Annotated in this window: 17 protein-coding genes; 14 read left to right on the top strand and 3 right to left on the bottom strand. The window is 72.4% G+C overall.

Annotation, left to right across the window (positions count from 1 at the left end):
• The first annotated feature begins 10 nt into the window (after positions 1-10).
• From ACTEI_RS10890 to ACTEI_RS38205, 4 genes are all read left to right on the top strand, one after another.
• Positions 11-775: an IclR family transcriptional regulator gene (locus tag ACTEI_RS10890; RefSeq protein WP_122977543.1), complete on the top strand. Its 765-nt coding sequence runs from the start codon at positions 11-13 to the stop codon at positions 773-775.
• Between the two features lie 412 nt (positions 776-1,187).
• Positions 1,188-2,438, top strand: a complete 1,251-nt coding sequence (locus tag ACTEI_RS10885; protein WP_122977542.1) for a PP2C family protein-serine/threonine phosphatase — start codon at positions 1,188-1,190, stop codon at positions 2,436-2,438.
• 1 nt (position 2,439) lies between these two features.
• On the top strand, positions 2,440-2,796 hold the full coding sequence (locus tag ACTEI_RS10880; protein ID WP_122977541.1) for an anti-sigma factor antagonist: 357 nt from the start codon (positions 2,440-2,442) through the stop codon (positions 2,794-2,796).
• Positions 2,797-2,940: 144 nt separating this feature from the next.
• Positions 2,941-3,789, top strand: a complete 849-nt coding sequence (locus ACTEI_RS38205) for a DUF4262 domain-containing protein (RefSeq protein WP_239082303.1) — start codon at positions 2,941-2,943, stop codon at positions 3,787-3,789.
• 2,301 nt (positions 3,790-6,090) lie between these two features.
• Here ACTEI_RS38205 and ACTEI_RS10860 read toward each other — a convergent pair.
• Positions 6,091-7,473, bottom strand: a complete 1,383-nt coding sequence (locus ACTEI_RS10860) for a WD40 repeat domain-containing protein (protein ID WP_145830852.1) — start codon at positions 7,471-7,473, stop codon at positions 6,091-6,093.
• Positions 7,474-7,507: 34 nt separating this feature from the next.
• Positions 7,508-8,290 carry an IclR family transcriptional regulator domain-containing protein gene (locus ACTEI_RS10855; RefSeq protein WP_122977537.1) on the bottom strand — a complete coding sequence of 261 codons (783 nt, stop codon included), beginning with the start codon at positions 8,288-8,290 and terminating at the stop codon, positions 7,508-7,510.
• Positions 8,291-8,391: 101 nt separating this feature from the next.
• On the opposite strand from ACTEI_RS10855, the gene ACTEI_RS10850 reads away from it, so the two are divergent.
• From ACTEI_RS10850 to ACTEI_RS10835, 4 genes are read left to right on the top strand one after another with little or no spacing between them, the layout of a single operon-like run.
• A complete protein-coding gene (locus tag ACTEI_RS10850) occupies positions 8,392-9,360 on the top strand; it encodes an ABC transporter substrate-binding protein (protein ID WP_122977536.1) in 969 nt (322 codons plus the stop codon).
• Positions 9,357-10,142 carry an ABC transporter permease gene (locus tag ACTEI_RS10845; protein ID WP_122977535.1) on the top strand — a complete coding sequence of 262 codons (786 nt, stop codon included), beginning with the start codon at positions 9,357-9,359 and terminating at the stop codon, positions 10,140-10,142. Before ACTEI_RS10850 ends, ACTEI_RS10845 begins: the two co-directional genes overlap by 4 nt.
• On the top strand, positions 10,142-10,918 hold the full coding sequence (locus ACTEI_RS10840; protein ID WP_122977534.1) for an ABC transporter permease: 777 nt from the start codon (positions 10,142-10,144) through the stop codon (positions 10,916-10,918). The genes ACTEI_RS10845 and ACTEI_RS10840 overlap by 1 nt, the downstream gene beginning before the upstream one ends.
• A gap of 10 nt (positions 10,919-10,928) precedes the next feature.
• Positions 10,929-11,705 carry an ABC transporter ATP-binding protein gene (locus ACTEI_RS10835; RefSeq protein WP_122977533.1) on the top strand — a complete coding sequence of 259 codons (777 nt, stop codon included), beginning with the start codon at positions 10,929-10,931 and terminating at the stop codon, positions 11,703-11,705.
• A 55-nt stretch (positions 11,706-11,760) separates the two neighbouring features.
• Here ACTEI_RS10835 and ACTEI_RS10830 read toward each other — a convergent pair whose 3' ends face one another.
• The gene (locus ACTEI_RS10830) at positions 11,761-13,368 is read right to left on the bottom strand and encodes an alpha/beta hydrolase (RefSeq protein WP_122977532.1); all 1,608 of its coding nucleotides are present in this window, start codon (positions 13,366-13,368) and stop codon (positions 11,761-11,763) included.
• A 239-nt stretch (positions 13,369-13,607) separates the two neighbouring features.
• On the opposite strand from ACTEI_RS10830, the gene ACTEI_RS10825 reads away from it, so the two are divergent.
• From ACTEI_RS10825 to ACTEI_RS10800, 6 genes are all read left to right on the top strand, one after another.
• Positions 13,608-15,110 (top strand): M28 family peptidase, encoded by a 1,503-nt coding sequence (locus ACTEI_RS10825; RefSeq protein WP_122977531.1) that lies wholly within the window; start codon positions 13,608-13,610, stop codon positions 15,108-15,110.
• Between the two features lie 195 nt (positions 15,111-15,305).
• Positions 15,306-15,896, top strand: a complete 591-nt coding sequence (locus tag ACTEI_RS37735; protein ID WP_211344347.1) for a DUF2510 domain-containing protein — start codon at positions 15,306-15,308, stop codon at positions 15,894-15,896.
• 198 nt (positions 15,897-16,094) lie between these two features.
• Entirely contained in the window at positions 16,095-16,526 is a 432-nt protein-coding gene (locus tag ACTEI_RS10815) for a hypothetical protein (protein ID WP_145830851.1), read from the top strand.
• A gap of 12 nt (positions 16,527-16,538) precedes the next feature.
• Positions 16,539-17,222 carry a class F sortase gene (locus tag ACTEI_RS10810; protein ID WP_122977529.1) on the top strand — a complete coding sequence of 228 codons (684 nt, stop codon included), beginning with the start codon at positions 16,539-16,541 and terminating at the stop codon, positions 17,220-17,222.
• Between the two features lie 170 nt (positions 17,223-17,392).
• Entirely contained in the window at positions 17,393-19,264 is a 1,872-nt protein-coding gene (locus tag ACTEI_RS10805) for a glycosyl hydrolase family 28-related protein (protein ID WP_122977528.1), read from the top strand.
• A gap of 98 nt (positions 19,265-19,362) precedes the next feature.
• Positions 19,363-20,739 carry an APC family permease gene (locus ACTEI_RS10800; protein ID WP_122977527.1) on the top strand — a complete coding sequence of 459 codons (1,377 nt, stop codon included), beginning with the start codon at positions 19,363-19,365 and terminating at the stop codon, positions 20,737-20,739.
• Positions 20,740-20,743: the final 4 nt, after the last annotated feature.

Below are 20,743 nucleotides of genomic sequence, written 5' to 3'. Positions count from 1 at the left end.
GGCTGAATCGGTGGCCAGGGAAGGCAGTTCCATCGACAAGACGCTGGCGGTGCTCGAAGCGCTCGCCGAGCACCACCGCGTCACCGACATCGCGGCGGCGACCGGCGTCTCGAAGTCGACCGTGCACCGGATCCTGCAGGCGCTGGTCACGTGGGGCTTCGCCCGTCCGGACGGCCTGGGCAGCTACGAGCCCGGCCCGCGCATCCTCACCCTGGCGGGCCGGGTGATGCACCGCTTCGACCCGGCCCGGCAGGCGTCCGGCGCGCTGCTCGCCCTGCGTGAGGCCACCGGCTTCACCACCCACTTCGCGATCCGCAGCGTGGACGAGGCGGTCTACGTCGACAAGCAGGAGGGGCGCCGGCCGTACCAGATGCCGTCCCGCATCGGCATGAGCATCGCCCTGCACACCACGGCCATCGGCAAGGCGATCCTGGCCGAGCTCGGCGACGACGAGGTGCGGGGGATCTGCCGGCGCACCGGGCTGCCCCGGCGCACGCCGCGCACGCTGACCAGCGAGGCGGACCTGCTGGCCGACGTGGCCCGGGTCCGCGCCCTCGGCTACGCGGTCGACGACGAGGAGAACGAGCCGGGAATCCGGTGCGTGGGCGCCGCCGTCTTCGACCACACCGGGCAGGTGCTCGGCGGCATCTCCGTCTCCACCCTGGCACTGGACATGGACATGGCCGGCCTGGAGGAGCGGGCGGCCGAGGTGATCGCCGCGGCGCGGGACGTGTCCGCCGCGCTCGGCGCCGCCGCTCCTACCGTCCGCTCGTAACGTTCCACGGCGGCCGCGCCGCATTCCGAGCGCGCCGCCCACCACCAGAGGCTCGAAGCCCTCCGCCGGCCGCGCCGCATCCCCAGCCCACCACCCCACCACCGGCTCCAAGCGCCCACCGGCCGCGCCGCATCCCCAGCCCACCACCCCACCACCGGCTCCAAGCCCCCGCCGGCCGCGCCGCATCCCCAGCCCACCACCCCACCACCGGCTCCAAGCCCCCGCCGGCCGCGCCGCATCCCCAGCCCACCGCCCCACCACCGGCTCCAAGCGCCCACCGCCGGCCGCGCGGCGTCCCCGGTCGGCCGCCCCCGTCGGCTCGTCACCTCCGGCGCCGGCCGCGCGGCGTTTGTGGGGGAGTAATTCCGTCACGCCGCGTTACGGGCCGGTCAGGGTGCCTAGGCTCACCGATATGGGCGGACTGGAGCAGCTGCGGTGGTTCGAGACGCTGCGTACGGTTCTGGACCGTTCGCGCCTGTGGACGCCGGACGACATCACCGCGTCGGTCAACGAAGCGATCGCCCCGCTGGGCATCCGTGTGCGGATCTGGCTGGTCGACTACGAACAGGTGGCGTTACGCGCGCTGCCCGAGCCCGGCCAGCGCACCCCCGAGCCGGTGTCGATCGACGGCTCGCTGCCCGGGCGCGCCTTCTCCCGGGTGGTGTCGATGCCCGGTGGCGGCGAGGGCGCCGACCACCGGTGGTGGCTGCCGATGGTGGACTGCACCGACCGCCTCGGCGTCGTGGAGTTCGTCACGCACGCAGCCGTGGACAGCGACGACCGGCCGTTCGTACGGCACTGCGAGCTGGTCGCCGGGTTGATCGGCCACCTGATCGCCACCATCAACGAGCGCGGCGACCGGGTGGACGTGACGCGCCGATCGCGCCCGATGTCGCCGGCATCGGAGTTGCTGTGGCGGCTGCTGCCGCCCCTGACCTCCAGCAGCGACCGGGTGGTCACCAGCGCCGTCCTGGAACCGTGCTACGAGGTCGGCGGCGACGCCTTCGACTACGCCCTCGACGACACCACGGCGAACCTGCTCATCCTGGACGCGGTGGGCCGCGGACTGCGCGCCGGGCTGGCCGCATCGGTCACGCTGGCCGCGGTCCGGGCCGCCCGCCGCGCCGGGGGACGGCTGTACGACCAGGCCCGCGCCGCGGACGCGGCGCTGCTCGAACAGTTCCCGGACAGCCGCTTCGCCACCGCGGTGCTCGCCGAGCTCGACCTGGACACCGGGCGGCTGCGGTACATCAACGCCGGACATCCCGAGCCGTTGCTGTTGCGGGACGGCCGGCTGGTCCGGCAGCTGTCGGCGGGACGCCGTATGCCGCTGGGCCTCGACGACGCGGCCGTCCAGGTCGCCGAGGAGATGCTGGAACCGGACGACCGGCTGCTGTTCTACACCGACGGGGTGACCGAGGCACGCGCCCCGGACGGTGACCGGTTCGGCCTGGACCGCCTCGTCGACCTGGTCCGGCAGCACGAGGCCGCCGGACTGCCGGCCCCGGAGACCCTGCGCCGCCTGGCGCACGCCGTGGTCGCTCACCAGTCCGGACCCCCCGCGGACGACGCCACCCTGATGCTCGTGCACTGGTCCACGCCGGCGGCGTCCAGCACCGTCCCGCACATCGGGCACCCCGATCCGGCGAAACCCGGACTCTGACATGGACGAGCCGCTCACTGTCACCACGACGGCCGCGAACGAGCACATCGCGGTGCTCGCCGCAGCCGGCGAGATCGATCACGACAGCCGCCGGGTCCTCAGCGACGCCGCGGAGCGGGCGATCCGGCGCGGCTGCCGGCGGATCGTCATCGACCTGACCGACGTGACGTTCTGCGACTCGGGCGGGCTGAGCCTGTTCGTCCAGCTGCACAAGACGACCGGCGCGCTGGGCGGACAACTGCGCCTGGCCGGCGTCCAGTACCTGGTCGCCGCGGCCATCCAGGCCACCAACCTCGACCGGCTCCTGCTGCTGCACCCGACCGTGGACGAGGCCGTCGCGGCCGCGCTGCGGCACTGAACGCGAGCGGACCGGCCGCCCGGACATGCTCAGATCACCTGGCGCGCGACCGAGAAACGCCCGAAAGGCCGCGGCGGACCCGGACGGCTGGCGCGGTCTGGTCCGGTTCCTCGAGTCGAGCGCGGTCCGCGAGATGCGCCCGCAGTGCGCCTCGTCGCGGATGTCGCCGGACTCATGCTCATGCAGGCGCAGAACTGCGGTCTGCGAGGCCTGGTGATGGCATCCGAACCCGGCATCTCATCGGTGGACCGGTCCCCGGAGACGATCGCTCCGCTCGTCGCGCAGATGGTTGCCAAGGCGCAGGCTCCCCCGGTACGCCAGCGCGCAAGCCACCGTCCAGGCCGGACGGCCACGGGCGTCGAAGGTGACCATGCCGGACCGGGTGCCCGGGAACACCGGCGCTCATCGCGTCCGCCGTGCGCAACGGCCCCGCCGGAACATCGGGGTGTGGCCGGCGGGCTCGCGGGTATGCGGACGCGGGCAGGCGAGACCGCGATCGACAGGAACGGGCGGAAGGTGAGCCGGATGACGGCCGGACGCGAGGACACCGCACTTCGCCGGATCGGCGAGACCATCGCGCGTTCCGGCGTGCACCTGGAATTCGTGCCGCAGCCGACCGCCCTGGAGACATGCTGGTACACGATCGGTCTGACCGACCACGATCATCCAGAGCTGATCCTGTACGGGCTACCGCCGGACATCTCCCGGCCCACTCTCCGAGCCGTGGCGGATGACGTCATCGCGGGGCGGCGAACCTACGTCGCCGGGCAGCGCGCCGACGACGTGGTCGAGGGTCACCCGGTCCAGTTGGTCGCGGTGACCGAACCTGATCGCCATCTGCCGGTGGCCGCGCAGTTCTACGCCGCCACGGGCGCCACCGTGGCGGCGCTGCAGATCGTGTGGCCTGATCGGCACCATCGCTGGCCGTGGCAACCCGGCACGCGGGTGGGCGACATGCCGGTTCTGGGCCCGGCACCGGTCCCGTCCGCCTGACGGCTCGCCACCGGCGGCTGCTCGTTGCGGACCGTGTCAGTTCGCCGGAACCCGATCCGCCAGTCCGCCCGCATCCGATCCACCAGTCCGCCCGCATCCGATCCACCAGTTCGCCCGCGCCCGGTCCACCAGTTCGCCGGAACCCGATCCGCCAGTTCGCCCGCGCCCGGTCCACCAGTTCGCCGGAACCCGATCCGCCAGTTCGCCCGCATCCGATCCACCAGTTCGCCCGCACCCGGTCCACCAGTTCGCCGGAACCCGATCCGCCAGTCCGCCCGCGCCCGATCCACCAGTTCGCCCGCGCCCGGTCCGGGTCCGCCGGGGACGTCCCGCCACACCCTCGGAAAGCTTCACGGGCACGCGGTCACCGGCGGCGGTCGGCCCAGGCCGGAACGACGGCCCCGGCATGGCCCCCCGCCGATCCCCCATCCGGTCGAGCCACCACGATCAGCGCGGTCAGCACCGGTCGCCACTGTCGCCGCTCTGCCTTTCAGGCCAGGAAAGACAAGTCGCGCGCGGCCGGGAATCACCATTTCCCGCAACGCGGAAAAGCGCGCCAGATTGGCATGATCCAATGCTTACCGGGTGACGCCGAAGGGCGGGACAATTGAAGCATGCGGCAGCTATCGCTATTCGGCAGAGCCGAACTGAACGGCATGCGTGACCGGACCAGGCCGCGTAAACATTCGGCGGCAGCTGACGAATTCCGCCGCGCACAGGAGCGCCGTCGCTCCTGGGGTCTGCGGCGGCGACACGCCGCACGGCTACGCCGAACCGATCCGCCCCTCCCCACGCCGGACCCGGCCCGCTCCCGGCACGATGACCCGGTGCGGCCACCTGATCGCCTTCCGGCCGTCCAGCCCCAGCCGCGGAGGCCCGAGCGGCCGGTCGCCTCCGCGGGCCGCGGGACGGCCACCACGGACGCCAGCCGAGCCGACATGGCTCAGGCTGCAATTGCGACGATCAGCCAGGCAGGGTCCGGCCGAGCACAGGTGGCCGAGACGGGCGGCGGCCGAGGTGAGAGAAGCCAGGCGGGGCGAGCTCCAGCCGCAACCAGGCCAGGCAGGACGAAGGCCGGCACGAGCCGGCCAAGCCATACGCGGTGCGGCCCGAGCCAGCACGCCCGCCGAAGGCCAGCGCAAGCCCGCCACACCCACCGAAGACCAGCGCGACCCAGCCACACCCACCGAAGACCGGCACGAGCCAGCCACACCCACCGAAGACCGGCACGACCCAGCCACACCCACCGAAGACCGGCACGACCCGGCCACACCCACCGAAGACCAGCGCGACCCAGCAACACCCACCGAAGACCGGCACGACCCGGCCACACCCACCGAAGACCAGCGCGATCCAGCCACACCCACCGAAGACCGGCACGACCCAGCCACACCCACCGAAGACCAGCGACCCAGCCACACCCACCGAAGACCGGCACGAGCCCACCACTCCATAGGCGGCCGAGCAGAAGCCGGCCACGCCCGAGGCTGCCAAGCGGAAGTGGGCCAGAGGAGAGGCGGCCGAGCCGGAGTCGGCGGATCCCCGATAGGGGCCGAACGGAAAGACTGAGGCAACGAATGAAATTGTCATGAAACGACTGAGCGGAAACCGGCCAGGATCCACCGCGCCGGTTCGGGCGGGAGTGGTATTCCTGAGCGCCGCAATCACCGGGTTTGTGCGGGGCAACGAAAGGAGATTGACAAAGGATTCCGACCACGGAATCCTCCACGAAGGCGATAGCGAAGTCTCCGTGGCTCGGCGGACGTCTCCAAGTGGTGTCCGGCCGGGAGATTCCGCTCAGACCGGGCGGTTTGCGGTGACCGGGGGCGGAGCCGGCGGCATGCCCCGACGAGCCGGGCACACCGAACAGATCCGGAACAACGGAAGCAGCGGTCCTTCCCGGAACAGGCACACGGGGACCGCGGACAGCGGCGCCCCTCGCCGGAAACAGGCACACCGGGCAGACCCGGGACACGGAAACGGCGCCCCGTCGCCGAAACAGGCATACCGGAACGCCTTGGCCCTGATCGCGTTGGCCGCCGACACGTGCGCGGTGGCGGCCAGCGGCCTGCCAGGCCGGGACATGCTGGTGCGTAGATCTGGCCGATGCGGGGGTGCACGGCGCGCGCAGCCGGCGGGATCAGCCAGTGGTCGAAGCCGGCCCGAGCCACGGTGCGGCGGCGGTCGAGCGCGGACAGAAGCAAATGGCGGGCGTCTCCCCTCAGACTCCCGTCCTCGGCCAGCTTCGATTAGCTGCAACTATCGACGCGTCACAACGCTTGCAATCGACGCGTCACAACGTCAGCCGGTGATCAGCATCGGTCGCGGCGGCTCCCGGCGCCGGCGCCGCACGACGAGCCGGGTGACGAGCCGGACGACCAGCAGCGCCGCGGCGGCCAGGAGGGCCACCGGCACGAGCGCGAACCCGATGATCGGCCGGGCCGGGAACGCCCCGGCCACCGGCGTCGGCCCGCCGAACCGCCCGGCGCGGATCAGGTCCGCGGCCACGTCCAGGGTGAGCACGTCGGCGGGCGGGTCGAGCAGCGTACGGACGGCGCCGCCCGCGCCGAGGGCGACCAGCGTGATGTGCCCGGTCTGCTCCCAGCCGGTGTCGCTCCACTCCTGGTCCGGCCGCTTCCGCGCGTCCCGCTCCGGCTCGTGCCGGGTCACCACCAGCTCGCCGCCCGCGGTCCAGCCCAGCGCGCGCACGCTCATCGCGGTCACCACCGGCAGGTCCGGACCGTCGGCCGGGCGGCCGGTGGCGGCGTCCAGATAGGAGATGCGCCAGCGCCGGGTCGCCAGGGCGGCCCGGTCGCACGCGTCGAGGCAGCCGTCCAGCTCGGCGACGGCGATCCGGGAGCCGTCCGGGCTGAACGCGCCGGCTCCGGCGAGATGGCGCCGGTCACCGAGGTCGGTGGTCCAGCCGACCTTCCCGGTACGGTCGATCAGCTCCAGCCGGTCGCCCGCGGTGACCGCCAGGTGCCGCCCGTCCGGGGCGAACGCCCCGCGCGACGCCTTGCGCACCGCCCCGCCCGGCCGCTCGGCGCCGATCGGAGTGATCCGGTTGGTCGCCAGGTCCAGCAGCCCGAGCCGGCGCCGGGCCTGGATGATCGAGGTCTGCGGGTCCTCGTAGTCCGTGCCGAACGTCTCGACCAGCAGCGATCTGCCGTCCGGTGCCCAGGCCGCCGGCGCGCAGCACGGCACGGTCGCATTGCCCCACTGGTCGCTGATCCTCGTCAGGCCGCCGTCGTAGGTGACGCTGCGCCCGGTGGCCAGGTCGACGATGTCCAGCCCGTCGCCGTCGCTGGTCGAGCCCTCCAGCCACTCCTGGGCGGCGTACCGGCCGTCCGGGGAGAGCAGCACGTCCTCGCCGGGGGTGACACCGTTCCAGCCGGAGTAGCGCAGCATCCGGTAGTCGCCGCCCCGGCCGACCGCGGCGACCTTGCCCTCCGAGTCGAAGAGGTCGGTGCCCTCGAAGCCCACGCTGTCCCCACCGACCAGCACGGAGGCCGGCCCGGGCGGGTCCTGCTGGACGGTCGCCTGCCACATCCACGGCAGGGTCAGCCCGCCGGGCACCCGGTCGCCGGGCACCGGCCCGCCGCTCACCGGGTGGACCAGGACGGCGAACGCCACGCCGGTGAGCAGCGAAACGGCGACGGGGTACGCGATCATGCTCTTCCGCACGGACCGCATCATCGCGGCACCGGGTCGCGGCGCGCTAGCCGGACCGGCGCGGCGCGGCGATCCGCAGGTCGGCCTCGATCGCCGCGGTGGCGCTCAGCAGCGGCGGGAGCAGGCGTTCCCGGATCGCCTCGACGTCCACCCGGGCCGCGTGCACGGAGATGTTGAGCGCTCCGGCCGGCGCGCCGGAGCGGTCCCGGATCGGCGCGGCGATGGCCCGCAGCCCCTCCTCCAGCTCCTGGTCGACCAGCGCGTGCCCGGCCGCGCGGACCCGGTCCAGCTCGGCGCGCAGCTCGCCGGTGGAGCGGATGGTGCGCCCGGTGAGCGGCGCCAGCCGGACCCGGGCGAGGTAGGCGTCCAGCTCGGGCCCGGGCAGGCCGGCGAGCAGGACCCGGCCCATCGAGGTGGCGTACGCCGGCAAGCGGGCGCCCACGTTGATCGCCACCCGCATGATCCGGCTGGTCGGCACCCGGCTGACGTAGACGATGTCGTCACCGTCCAGAACGGACAGCGACGACGACTCGCGCACCGCGCCGACGAGTCGATCCATGTGCGGTTCGGCGACCTCGGGCAGGGTCAGGCCGTCGAGGAACGCGTACCCGAGCTCCAGCACCCGTGGGGTGAGCGAGAACAGCCGCCCGTCGGTCCGGACGTAGCCCAGGTCGGCGAGGGTGAGCAGGAACCGGCGCGCGGCGGCCCGGGTGAGGCCGCACTGCCGGGCGACGTCGCTGAGGGTCAGTTCCCGGTGTTCCGCGTCAAATGCACGGATCACCGCAAGTCCACGTTCCAGCGACTGGACGTAGTACGGTTCCCGCGTCATCGGATGATCGACACAGATCGTTGACGTGACACGAGCCACATCCTAGCGTTCTCTCTGAGAACTTTTGTTCGATGTGCGCACAGATTGACCGGAGGACACACATGCGGCGGCGCTCCCTCGCGGGCCTGACCCTGGCCCTGGTGGCCGGCACGGTCGGGGCCTGCAGCTCCGACGAGGACTCGGGCAGCTCCGGCGGCTCGTCGGACGGCGTGGACAACGTGACGGTCGGGGTCATCCCGATCGTCGACGTCGCCCCGATCTACCTGGGCCAGGCGAAGGGCTTCTTCACGGCGCGCAACATCGCGGTCACGATGGAGGCCGGCCAGGGCGGCGCGGCCATCGTGCCCGGCGTGGTCAGCAACCAGTTCCAGTTCGGGTTCAGCAACCTGACCTCGCTGATGATCGCGCAGACCAAGAACGTGCCGGTCAAGGCGGTCGCGGCGGGTGTCGCCTCCACCGGTGTGCGGGGCCGGGACTTCGGCGCGCTGGTGGTCCGGGCGGACAGTCCGATCCGGACCGCCAAGGACCTGGCCGGCAAGAAGATCTCGGTGAACACGCTGAAGAACATCGGCGACACCGTGACCCGCGAGTCGGTGCGCAGGGCCGGCGGCGACCCGAGCCGGATCGAGTTCGTCGAGATGCCGTTCCCGGCCATGCCGGCCGCGCTGGCCGGCGGCCAGGTCGACGCGGCGTGGGCGGTCGAGCCGCAGCTCACCACGATCAAGGCGGCCGGCGGCCGGGAGGTGGCCTCGACGTTCGTCGACGCGGCGCCGAACCTCACCATCGCGGCGTACTTCACCTCGCAGAAGCTGCTCGCCGACAAGCCCGGCCTGGTGAAGCGCTTCACCGAGGCGATCGACGAATCCCTGGCCTACGCCGACGCCCACCCGGACGAGGTACGGCAGATCCTCACCTCGTACACCAAGATCGATGACGGCCTGCGCGCGAAGCTGGTGCTGCCGAAGTGGCCGACCCAGATCAACCGGGCGTCGGTGCAGAAGATCGCCGAGCTGGGCACCACGGACGGCATCTTCACCACCGCCCCGGACCTGGACAAGCTGCTGCCGTGACGACGGCCCGCCGCGGCCACCCGGTCCCGCTCGCCCTCGCCGGGCCGGCCGGGTTGCTCCTGATCGTGGAGGCGCTGCCCCGGCTCGGCCTGGTCGACGCACGGTACCTGCCGCCGGCCAGCCGGATCGCGACCGCGCTCGCCGCCGAGGCGGCCACCCCGGCGTTCTGGCAGGCCGTCGCCGACACCCTGTACGCCTGGGCGACCGGCCTGCTCATCGCGGTGGTCGCCGGCGTGCTGGCCGGCCTGGTGATCGGCTCGGCGCCGGTGCTGCGCGCGCTGACCGCGTCCACGGTGGAGTTCCTGCGCCCGATCCCGTCGGTGGCGCTGATCCCGGTGGCCGTGCTGCTCTACGGCACCGAGCTGGGCTCCACCCTGCTGCTGGTCTGCTACGCCGCGTTCTGGCAGGTGCTGGTCCAGGTGCTGTACGGCGTGGCGGACGTCGACCCGGTCGCCGAGGAGACCGCGCGCAGCTTCCGGTTCTCCGCCTGGGGCCGGGTCCGGCACGTGCTCTGGCCGACCGCGCTGCCGTACGTGTTCACCGGCATCCGGCTGGCCGCCTCGGTGGCGCTGGTCCTGGCGGTCACCGCCGAGCTGGTGATCGGCGCGCCCGGACTGGGCAGGGAGATCGCGACCGCGCAGAACTCGGACGCGGTGCCGACCATGTACGCGCTGATCGTGGTGACCGGCGCGCTCGGCGTGGTGATCAACCTGCTGACCCGGACCGGTGAGCGCCGCCTGCTCGCCTGGCACCAGTCGGTCCGCGGTGAGGTGGCCGTCTGATGAACATGCTGAAACGGGTGGTGCTGGCGACCGCGCTGCCGATCGTCCTGTTCACCGGCTGGTACTGGCTCAGCGCCGGCAGCGAGAGCTACTACGCGCCGCCGCTGCGCGCCATCCTCCAGGCGTTCGCCGACACCTGGCGGCCGCAGCGGCTGCGCGCCGACGTGGCGCCCAGCCTGCTCCGGCTGGTCGCCGGGTACCTGTCGGCCGCGCTGATCGGCGTCGGCCTGGGCGTGGCGGTCGGGTTGCACCCGCGGCTGCGCGCGGTGCTGGAGCCGGTCCTGGAGTTCTTCCGGGCCATCCCGCCGCCGGTCCTGGTACCGGTGATCATGCTGTTCGCCGGGATCGGCGACGGCATGAAGGTGATCGTGATCGTGTTCGGCTGCGTGTGGCCGATCCTGCTCAACACGGTCGAGGGGGTGCGTGCGACCGACAGCGTGGTGCTCGACACCGCCCGGGCGTACGGCGTGACCGGCCCGGCCCGGCTGACCCGGGTGCTGCTGCCGTCGGCGTCCCCGCGGATCGCGGCCGGGCTGCGCCAGGCGCTGTCCATCGCGATCATCCTGATGGTGATCAGCGAGATGTTCGCGTCCAGCAACGGTCTGGGCTTCGCCATCGTGCAGTTCCAGCGCAGCTTCGCGATCCCGGAGATGTGGAGCGGGATCATCCTGCTCGGCCTGCTCGGCTTCGCGCTCTCGCTGCTGTTCCGGCTCGCCGAGCGGCGGGCGCTGCGATGGTACGAGGGGCTGCGCGCGGCGCGGCGCCGGGCCGGCTAGGAGGGCCGCGATGCTCGAAGTGAAGGGTCTGCGCAAGGTCTACCGGGCCGGCAACCGCGAGGTGGAGGCGCTGCGCGACCTCACCTTCACCGTCGAGGGCGGCGACCTGGTGTGCCTGGTCGGGCCGTCCGGCTGCGGCAAGACCACGCTGCTGCGATGCGTCTCCGGCCTGCTGACGCCGACCTCGGGTGAGGTGCGGGTGGACCGCAAGGTGGTGACCGGGCCGCCGCCGGGCATGGCGGTGGTCTTCCAGGAGTACGGCCGCAGCCTGTTCCCGTGGATGAGCGTGCGCGACAACGTGGAGCTGCCGCTGCGGCAGAAGCGGGTCGCACGCGCGCGCCGCCGGGAGCTGGTCGACTCCGCCCTGGAGGCGGTCGGGCTGGCCGGGACCGCGGCGGCGTACCCGTGGCAGCTGTCCGGCGGGATGCAGCAGCGGGTGGCGATCGCCCGGGCGGTGGCGTACGAGCCGGAGACGCTGCTGATGGACGAGCCGTTCGCGGCCGTCGACGCGCAGACCCGGGCCGACCTGGAGGACCTGGTCCGGGCGCTGTGGCAGCGACTGAAGGTGACCGTGCTGTTCGTGACGCACGACATCGACGAGGCGGTCTACCTGGGCCGGCGGGTGGTGATGCTGTCGTCGTCGCCGACCGTGGTGCAGGACGAGCTGGTGGTGGACCTGCCCGCGGAACGCGACCAGTTGCACACCCGGGCGGATCCGCGGTTCGTCGAGTTGCGGACCCGGGTCTACGAGCAGATCCAGCTGGCGAAGAGGGCCGTACCGCAATAGCGGCCGCGGCCGGGGACGGCCCGGACCTCCGCGCGGAGGTCCGGGCCGTCCCGTCTCACTTGACCAGCGCGGGGCGGCCGACGCTCGGCACCGGGCGGGCCGGCTGCTTGCCGGCCACGTCGGCACGCAGCGCCGCGGCGGCCGTCGGGTCCGGCTGCGGCACCGGCGCGCACCGCTTGTCGGACCGGTTGCCGGGCACCCGCTTGGGCAGGACGCCGGTCGCGAGGTACGTGGCGATGGTGTCGTCGGTGCACGCGATCCCGCTCAGCGAGCCGGAGTGCGTGGTACCGCCGACGCCCTCGATCAGCACCGACTTCCCGAAGCGCTTACGCACCTCCAGCGCGCCGGTGAACGGCGTCGCCGCGTCGTTGGTCTCGGCGATCAGCAGGATCCCGGGGGCCTTCTTCCCGGAGATCTGCACCGGCTTGCCGGGCTTGGCGCCCCAGTTCAGGCAGGGCGCGTTGTACCAGGCGTTGTTCCAGGTCATGAACGGGTGCTTGGCGTAGATCTTCCAGTTGTCCCGCTGCCACTTGGACCAGTTCTGCGGCCACTTGACGTCGGTGCACTGGGTGGCCAGGTACATCGCGTAGTTGTTGTCGGCGGCCACCCCACCGGGCTCGGCGTAGTTGGCCAGCAGCAGCGACGGGTCCCTGTCGTTCACCCAGGCGGCGAACGCGTCGGCGACGTCCTGCCAGCCGTAGACGTAGTAGCCGGCCGAGACGAAGATGTCGTTCCACTCGTCCGGGCCGATCTTGCCGGCGGCCGGGGTCTTGCGCAGCGCCTGCAGCGTCGCGTAGTACTTGGCCTCGACCGCCTTGCCGGTCTTGCCCAGGTGGTAGACCGAGTCGTACTTGGCGATCCAGCCGAAGTAGACATCCATGTTCTTGTCGAACTGGACGTCCTGGTCCAGGTTGGCGTCGTACCAGACCCGGGTCGGGTCGACCACGCCGTCGAAGACCGCCCGGCGGATCCGCTCCGGGTGCAGCGTGGCATAGACCTGGCCGAGGTACGTGCCGTACGAGAAGCCGTAGTAGTTGATCTGCTTCGCGCCCAGGGCCTTGCGCAGGCTCTCCATGTCGGCGACCGAGTCGGTGGTCTTGACGTGGTCCAGCAGCGCGCCGCCGGCCTTGTCGCACTTCTTCGCGTACCCGGCGGCCTTGGCGCGCCAGGTCTTCTCCAGCTTCCGGTTGACCGGCACGAAGTACGGCCGGTTGTAGCCGAAGTACTCGGTGTCGCAGGAGAGGGCCGGCACGCTGGAGCCGACGCCGCGCGGGTCGAAGCCGATCCAGTCGTACAGGTCGCCGGCGCCGTTGGGCACCGACTCGCCGATCACCGGCAGGCCGAGGCCGGAGCCGCCGGGGCCGCCCGGGTTGGTGAGCATGACGCCCTGGTACTGGGCGTCGCTGGACTTGTGCTTGATCCGGGACACCGCAATCTTGATCTTGGTGCCGTTCGGCTTGGCGTAGTCCAGCGGGACGACCAGGAAGCCGCACTCGGCGTTACGAGCCTGCAGGCTCGGCCGCGTGCAGGTGCCCCAGTCGATGGGTGGTGGGGTGTAGCCGCTCGCGTGGCCCCCGTGGGCCGCCGCGGCAGCCGGGATCGTGCCGGCACCGATCAGGAGACCGGCCGAGGCGGCGACGGTGGCCGCCAGGAATTTCCGCATCCCTTGCCTTCCGTTGTCGATACGCCGCACCGGCCGGAGTGGACGCGTTTCGCGCACAGCGCGGCCGGGGCGATCTTCGCAGACTAGCCATTCAGACATGGAGATGTGGCACCCCCGTTACGGCTATTTTCCGAGCGGATCAAGGGATGCGAGATTTGGAGATAGGTACTGATTGATATGATGGCGGACCGGTCGCGCCCTGAGATGCTCGTCGATGCATTGACAGGAAGGAACACCCCGTGCGACCACTCCCCCTCATCGGCGCCGCCGTGCTGATCACCGGCCTCGCCGCCGCCCCCGCTCAGGCCGCGGCCGCCACCCCGGACATCCCGGTGGCGAACGTCAAGGCCCACCTGGCCCAGTTGCAGAGCATCGCCACCGCCAACGGCGGCAACCGGGCGCACGGCCGCCCCGGCTACCTCGCCTCGGTGACCTACGTGAAGGGCCTGCTGGACGCGGCCGGCTTCACCACCACCCAGCAGAGCTTCACCTACAACGGCGCCACCGGCTACAACCTGATCGCCGACTGGCCCGGCGGCGACACCGGCGACACCCTGATGATCGGCGCGCACCTGGACAGCGTCACGGCCGGTCCGGGCATCAACGACAACGGCTCCGGCTCGGCGGCGAACCTGGAGGTGGCGCTGCAGGTGGCCCGGTCCGGCTTCCAGCCGCGGCGGCACCTGCGGTTCGGCTGGTGGGGCGCGGAAGAGCTCGGGCTGCGCGGGTCCACGGCGTACGTCAACTCGCTGACCAGCGCGCAGAAGTCGGCGATCACCGGCTACCTGAACTTCGACATGGTCGCATCACCCAACCCGGGCTACTTCCTCTACGACGGCGACAACTCGGACAACACCGGCTCCGGCCCCGGCCCGGCCGGCTCCGCGCAGATCGAGCAGACCCTCGCCGCGTACTTCACCTCGATCGGCGTGCCGACCCGCGGCACCGACTTCGACGGGCGCAGCGACTACGGGCCGTTCATCAGCGCCGGCATCCCGGCCGGCGGCATCTTCACCGGCGCCGAGGGCCGCAAGACGTCCGCGCAGGTCGCGCTCTGGGGCGGCACCGCGACCGCGTTCGACCCGTGCTACCACGCGTCCTGCGACACCACGGCCAACATCAACGACACCGCGCTGGACCGCAACTCCGACGCCATCGCGTACGCCGTCTGGACCCTGGCGAACGACGGCACCACCCCGCCCACCGGCACGACGGTCTGGTCGGACGACTTCGAGACCGCGAAGGGCTGGACCGCCGGCGCCGCGGACACCGCCACCTCCGGCCGGCTGGAGCGCGGCGACCCGGAGGCGACCAGCAGCTCCGGCGTCACCACGCAGCTGGGCACCGCGGCCGGCGGCACGTACAGCCTGATCACCGGGGCGGCCGCGGGCGCCAGCGCGGGCGCCAACGACCTGGACGGCGGCGTCACCACCCTGACCTCGCCGCAGATCACCCTGCCCAGCGGCACGCTCACGCTGAGCCTGTCCTGGTACCTCGCGTACCTCAACAACGCCACCAGCGCGGACTACCTGCGGGTCCGGGTGGTCGGCGCGACGAGCAGCACGACGGTGCTCAGCCTCAGCGCGGCGGCCAGCAACAAGGCCGCGGCGTGGACCACGGCCAGCGCCAACCTCTCCGGGTACGCCGGCCAGACCGTGCGGCTGCAGGTCGAGGCGGCCGACACCGGCACGGCGTCGCTGATCGAGGCCGCGGTCGACAACGTGGTGATCACCAAGTCCTGAGCACCCGGCCCGCGCACAGGACCCCCGGCCACCCGCCGGGGGTCCTGCCGTTTCGCCGCCCGTGTGCCGGCGCGGCGGCCCGGCCGCCGCCGATCCGCGGTGCGGGCCACAAAGCGTCAGGAGTTCTCAGGACCGCGGGCCCCGGCCCGATGAGCACCCCCGTCCTGGCCGGAACCGAAACGAGGATCTGCACCGATGACCAGTCCCGCGCAGCCTGCCGGATGGTACGCCGACCCGAGCGGCCTGCCCGCGACCCGCTGGTGGGACGGCCGGCAGTGGACCGACCACATCCAGCCCGGCCCGGCGGTGCTGCCGCCGACCGCGGGGCTGGGCGGCTACTACCCGACGGCCGCGCCGAGCGGGCCGCCGGTGCCCGGCCCGCACACCGTCGAACCGGCCGACCCGGCGGCCGCGGAGATCTTCGCGAGCCGGTCGAGCACCGCCGCCGGGGCCGCGCCCGCCGCGACGCAGCCCGGCGGGGCGCTTCCCGCCCCGGCCGCCGAACAGATCGAGTACGCCATGCCGCCGGTCGACGCCGCGACCACCTCGTTGCCCACCGGCTTCGGCGGAGCGTCGGCCGCGCTGACCGCACCGCCGGCCACCGACGTGTCGGCGGCCGAGGCCCTGTCGGCGTTCGGCGCCACGCCCCCGCCGGCCGCGCCGCCCGGCACGGACCGGCGGCCGGCCGCCCGCCACGCCGGCGGCCCGCTGACCCGTCCGCTCCTGCTGGCGTGCCTGATCGCGGTGCTGCTGGCCGCCGTCGCCGCCGTCACGCTGACGCGCTGACGTCCGGACCCGGCGGCCGGGCGGTCCACCCGACGGCGCCCGGCCGGGGCGGCCGGTGGGCGTCCGAAGTGACCGATCACGGATAGAAGGGTGCGGGCCGGGCGGGCCGGCCGCTAGCGTAGCGCTCCATCCGTGATGCGACGTTCCTCCGCGCACCCGCATCACCACCCGGCCGGCGTCCCCCGGGAGGTCACCACCATGGCCGTATCCTCAGCGGCACGCCGGAACTGGCTGGTCGCCCTGGGCGCGGCGGCGTTGCTGCTGGTCCTGCTGGGTCTGGTGCTGTCGTCGTGCGGCAGCGACGCGGACACCACCGGCGCCGCGCAGCCGGGACCGGCCGTCGCCTCGACCCTGCCGCCGGTGACCGGGCCGGGGTCGCCGGGCACCCTGTCCCCCCGCTCGACCGGCGCGCGGCCGGCCACCGAGGATCCGGCCGGCGCCCCGGCGGTCACCTCCACGCCGGTCCGGGCGACGGCCGGGCCGTCGCGGACGCCCAGCGGCGGGGTGGACGCCGGAGGTGGCGCCGGATTGCCCGGGCGGCGTCTGGCGCTGCTGGTCACCGGCGTGTTCCTGCTGCTGGCAGCGCTGTTCACCGCGCGGTACGCGGTCGGCCGCACGGCCCGCGACTGATCGATGCCGACGATGAGCCGACCGGGCATTGCCGGGTCCGGACGGGAGCGGCGGCTGCGGATACGCAACCGTCGCGCCGCGGCGTTGTCCGCCGTGCTGGCCGCGCTCGGGGCCACCGTCACCGCGATCGGCGTGCGGACCGAGGACGCCATGCCGCCACCGTCCGCGCCGGCCTGGCAGAACGTTCCGGCGCCGGCACGCGGTGTCACTGCCGGACGGCCCGCGGGCGCCGGCGGGCGACACCGTTCCGTCCCGGTCCGGCTGGACGTCCCGGCGATCGGCGTGCACACCTCGCTCTCCGCGATCGGCCTGCGTGCCGACGGGACCCTGGACGTGCCGCCGTTGCGCTCCGACGCGCCGGCCGGGTGGTACCGGGGCTCGCCGACCCCGGGCGAGCCCGGCCCGGCGGTCGTCGTCGGGCATGTCGACACCGCGCGGGACGGCCCGGCGGTCTTCTTCCGGTTGCGCGAGCTGCACGCGGGCGACACCGTCTCGGTACGCCGGGCCGACCGCACCGTGGCCCGCTTCCGGGTCACCCGGGTCGCCAGCTATCCGAAGAAGGCGTTCCCGGCCGACGAGGTGTACGGCCACACGCCCGGCCCGGCTCTGCGCCTGATCACCTGTGGCGGCTCCTTCGACCGGGAACGGGGCAGCTATCGCAGCAACATCGTGGTGTACGCGGACGCGGTTCCGTAAGCGATTCCGGGACCGGTTCCGGGGCCCGATCGGCCGTTCTGGTTCCGGAACCTGGGTGGCTTGCCCAGGTTGGCAGGCGTATGCCGTTTCACCGGGCTTGACATGGAGCTCAACCGATTGCTTCGGTGACCTGGATCATTGCGATCTTGTTTCGGAAGGGGCTCCTCCGTATGACGAGAATCCGCCGGCTCGGCGCGGGTACCCGTACCCCGCTGCGCCGCACCACCGCCGGTGCGCTCGCGCTCGGCCTGGCCCTCGCGGGCGTCGCGGCGCAGGCCGCGCCGGCCGCCGCACAACCCGGTTCCGCCACGCCGGACCTGGGCAAGAACGTCACCGTCTTCGACCCGAGCATGCCGGTCAGCCAGATCCAGGCCACCCTGGACGCGGCCAACGCCAAGCAGGTCGACAACGAGATGGGCACCGACCGGTACGCCTTTCTCTTCAAGCCGGGCACCTACGGCACCGCCGAGCAGCCGCTGCAGGTCAAGGTCGGCTACTACACCGAGCTCACCGGCCTGGGGGCGAACCCCGGCGACGTGGTGATCAACGGCAAGGTGGAGGTGTACAACCGCTGCCTGGAGGGTGGCGGCACCAGCAACTGCCTGGCGCTGGTCAACTTCTGGCGGACGGTCTCCAACCTGACCGTCAACATCAACGGCGCCGGGCAGGACGGCTGCCGGCAGACCGCCAACTTCTGGGCGGTCTCCCAGGCGGTGTCGCTGCGCCGGGTGCAGTTCACCGGCGGCACCCTGTCGCTGATGGACTACTGCACCGCCGGCCCGCAGTACGGCAGCGGCGGCTTCATCGCCGACGCCAAGCTGCCGGCCACCACGAACGGCTCGCAGCAGCAGTGGCTGACCCGCAACAGCGAGGTGGCCAGCTGGTCCAACGGCGTGTGGAACCAGGTGTTCGCCGGCGTGGTGGGCGCGCCCGACGACTCGGCGTTCCCGAACCCGCCGTACACCACGCTGGCGAAGACGCCGGTCAGCCGGCAGAAGCCGTTCCTGTTCGTCGACGCCAAGGGCAGGTGGCAGGTCCGCGTGCCGGCCGCGCAGCGCGGCACGTCCGGCGTCACCTGGGACTCCCCGGGCCGTACCGTCCCGCTGTCCGACTTCTACGTCGCGAAGCCGGGCGACTCGGCCAAGAAGATCAACCTGGCCCTGGCGCTGGGCAAGCACCTGCTGTTCACCCCGGGCGTCTACGACATCGACCGCAGCATCGACGTGTGGCGGCCGAACACCGTGGTGCTGGGCCTCGGCCAGGCCACGCTGACCGCGGTCAAGGGCTCCACCCCGCTGCAGATCGAGGACGTGCCGGGCGTGGTGGTCGCGGGCGTCACCATCGACGCCGGCCTGCAGAGGTCCTCCGCGCTGCTGCGCGTCGGCCGCTCCCACGGCCACGGCTTCACCACCCCGAGCAACCCGACCACGCTGCAGGACGTGTACTTCCGCGTCGGCGGCCCGCACGTGGGCCGGACCACCACCGCGCTCGAGGTCAACAGCGACGACGTGCTGATCGACCACACCTGGGTGTGGCGCGGCGACCACGGTGTCGAGGGCTTCACCGGCGGCGACACCGAGCGGTGGAAGACCAACACCGGCCTGTACGGCGCGGTGATCAACGGTGACGACGTGACCGCGACCGGCCTGTTCGTCGAGCACTTCCAGAAGTACAACACGGTCTGGAACGGCAACGGCGGCACGACCGTGCTCTACCAGAACGAGCTGCCGTACGACCCGCCGACGCAGGCGGACTGGATGAACGGCTCGGTCGAGGGCTACGCCGGCTACAAGGTCGGCGCCAAGGTCAAGACCCACAACCTGTACGGCGGTGGCGTCTACGTGTTCAACCAGAACAACCCGTCGATCCACACCGAGAACGGCTTCGAGGTACCGCAGACCCCGGGCGTCAAGCTGCACCACATCATGACGGTCAACCTGAGCGCCGGCGTGATCGACCACGTGGTCAACGGCGTGGGCGACGCGGCCGACACCACGAAGGTGGGCGTTCCGGTCTATGTGAACGAATACCCCGTACCGTAAGCAGAACCGCGCGGTGGTCACCGTCCGCTGGACGGTGACCACCGCGTTTGCTGTTCCGGTACGCCCGGGTACATGCACCGAATCCCCGAGGAGGTGCGATGAGCGCGACCACCGACGAACCGTCACTGAAACGGGTGATCGGGCCGGGACTGCTGTTGCTGTTCGTGGTCGGCGACATCCTCGGCACCGGGGTCTACGCGCTCACCGGCAAGGTCGCCACCGAGGTCGGCGGGGCGGTGTGGCTGCCGTTCCTGCTGGCGTTCGTGGTCGCGCTGCTGACCGCGTTCAGCTACCTCGAACTGGTGACCAAGTACCCGCAGGCGGCCGGCGCCGCGCTCTACACGCACAAGGCGTTCGGCCTGCACTTCGTCACGTTCATGGTGGCGTTCGCGGTGGTGTGCTCCGGGCTGACCTCGGCGTCCAGCGCGGCCAAGGCGTTCGCCGGCAACTTCGGCTCCGCGGTGCACCTGTCGCTGGGCCGGGGTTTCGCGCTGACCGCCGTCGCGCTCGCGTTCATGGCGCTGGTCGCGCTGGTCAACTTCCGCGGCGTCGGCGAGAGCGTCAAGGCCAACGTGGTGCTCACCGGCATCGAGCTGACCGGCCTGCTGATCGTGATCGGGGTCGGCGTGTGGGCGCTGAGCGGCGGCGAGGGCGACCTGTCCCGGCTCGGCGACTTCGCCACCCCGCCCGGCGAGAGCGTGGCGCTGTCGGTGACCGCGGGCACCGCGCTGGCGTTCTTCGCCATGGTCGGCTTCGAGGACTCGGTGAACATGGCCGAGGAGACCCGGGACCCGGTGCGGGACTTCCCGAGGGTGATGCTGACCGGGATCTCGCTGACCGGGCTGATCTACGTGCTGGTGGCGATCTCGGCGGTGGCCCTGGTCCCACCGGCCGCGCTCGGCGAGGGTGAGACACCGCTGCTCAAGGTGGTGCAGGCCGGCGCGCCCGGATTCCCGCTGTGGCTGTTCGCCTGGATCACCATGTTCGCCGTGGCGAACAGCGCGCTGATCAACATGATGATGGCCAGCCGGCTGCTGTACGGCATGGCGAACGAGCACGTGCTGCCGCGCGTCCTCGGACGGGTGCACCGGACCCGGCGTACCCCCTGGGTGGGGATCGTCTTCACCACGCTGATCGCCTTCGGGCTGATCTGGTTCGCCGACCTGGCCGCGCTCGGCGGGACCACCGCGCTGCTGCTGCTCTGCGTGTTCACCGTGGTCAACGTGGCGGTGCTGGTGCTGCGCCGGGACCGGGTCGGGCACCGGCACTTCCGGGCGCCGACGGCGATCCCGGTGCTCGGCGCGCTCGCCTGCGCCTTCCTGGCCAGTCCGCTCAGCGGGCGGGCCGCCGCGGACTACCGGGTGGCGGGCATCCTGCTACTGATCGGAGTGGTGCTGTGGGCCATCACGTACGCCGTCAATCGCTACGACCGGCACGAGCGGGCGCGTCTCGATCCCACCCGCCTGCCGGACTGAGCAC

It is taken from the genome of Actinoplanes teichomyceticus ATCC 31121, assembly GCF_003711105.1.
Taxonomy (GTDB): Bacteria; Actinomycetota; Actinomycetes; order Mycobacteriales; family Micromonosporaceae; genus Actinoplanes; species Actinoplanes teichomyceticus.
The sequence above is the reverse complement of the archived record's forward strand: the minus strand, read 5'-3'. Positions and strand labels throughout refer to the sequence as shown.

Excerpts from the sequence above, each read along its gene's own strand:
- ACTEI_RS10830 (WP_122977532.1), bottom strand. The coding sequence starts at position 13,368 with ATGCGGAAATTCCTGGCGGCCACCGTCGCCGCCTCGGCCGGTCTCCTG.
- ACTEI_RS10800 (WP_122977527.1), top strand. The coding sequence starts at position 19,363 with ATGAGCGCGACCACCGACGAACCGTCACTGAAACGGGTGATCGGGCCG.
- ACTEI_RS10885 (WP_122977542.1), top strand. The coding sequence starts at position 1,188 with ATGGGCGGACTGGAGCAGCTGCGGTGGTTCGAGACGCTGCGTACGGTT.
- ACTEI_RS10840 (WP_122977534.1), top strand. The coding sequence starts at position 10,142 with ATGAACATGCTGAAACGGGTGGTGCTGGCGACCGCGCTGCCGATCGTC.
- ACTEI_RS10815 (WP_145830851.1), top strand. The coding sequence starts at position 16,095 with ATGGCCGTATCCTCAGCGGCACGCCGGAACTGGCTGGTCGCCCTGGGC.
- ACTEI_RS10810 (WP_122977529.1), top strand. The coding sequence starts at position 16,539 with ATGAGCCGACCGGGCATTGCCGGGTCCGGACGGGAGCGGCGGCTGCGG.
- ACTEI_RS10850 (WP_122977536.1), top strand. The coding sequence starts at position 8,392 with ATGCGGCGGCGCTCCCTCGCGGGCCTGACCCTGGCCCTGGTGGCCGGC.
- ACTEI_RS10835 (WP_122977533.1), top strand. The coding sequence starts at position 10,929 with ATGCTCGAAGTGAAGGGTCTGCGCAAGGTCTACCGGGCCGGCAACCGC.
- ACTEI_RS10805 (WP_122977528.1), top strand. The coding sequence starts at position 17,393 with ATGACGAGAATCCGCCGGCTCGGCGCGGGTACCCGTACCCCGCTGCGC.
- ACTEI_RS10855 (WP_122977537.1), bottom strand. The coding sequence starts at position 8,290 with ATGACGCGGGAACCGTACTACGTCCAGTCGCTGGAACGTGGACTTGCG.
- ACTEI_RS10880 (WP_122977541.1), top strand. The coding sequence starts at position 2,440 with ATGGACGAGCCGCTCACTGTCACCACGACGGCCGCGAACGAGCACATC.
- ACTEI_RS37735 (WP_211344347.1), top strand. The coding sequence starts at position 15,306 with ATGACCAGTCCCGCGCAGCCTGCCGGATGGTACGCCGACCCGAGCGGC.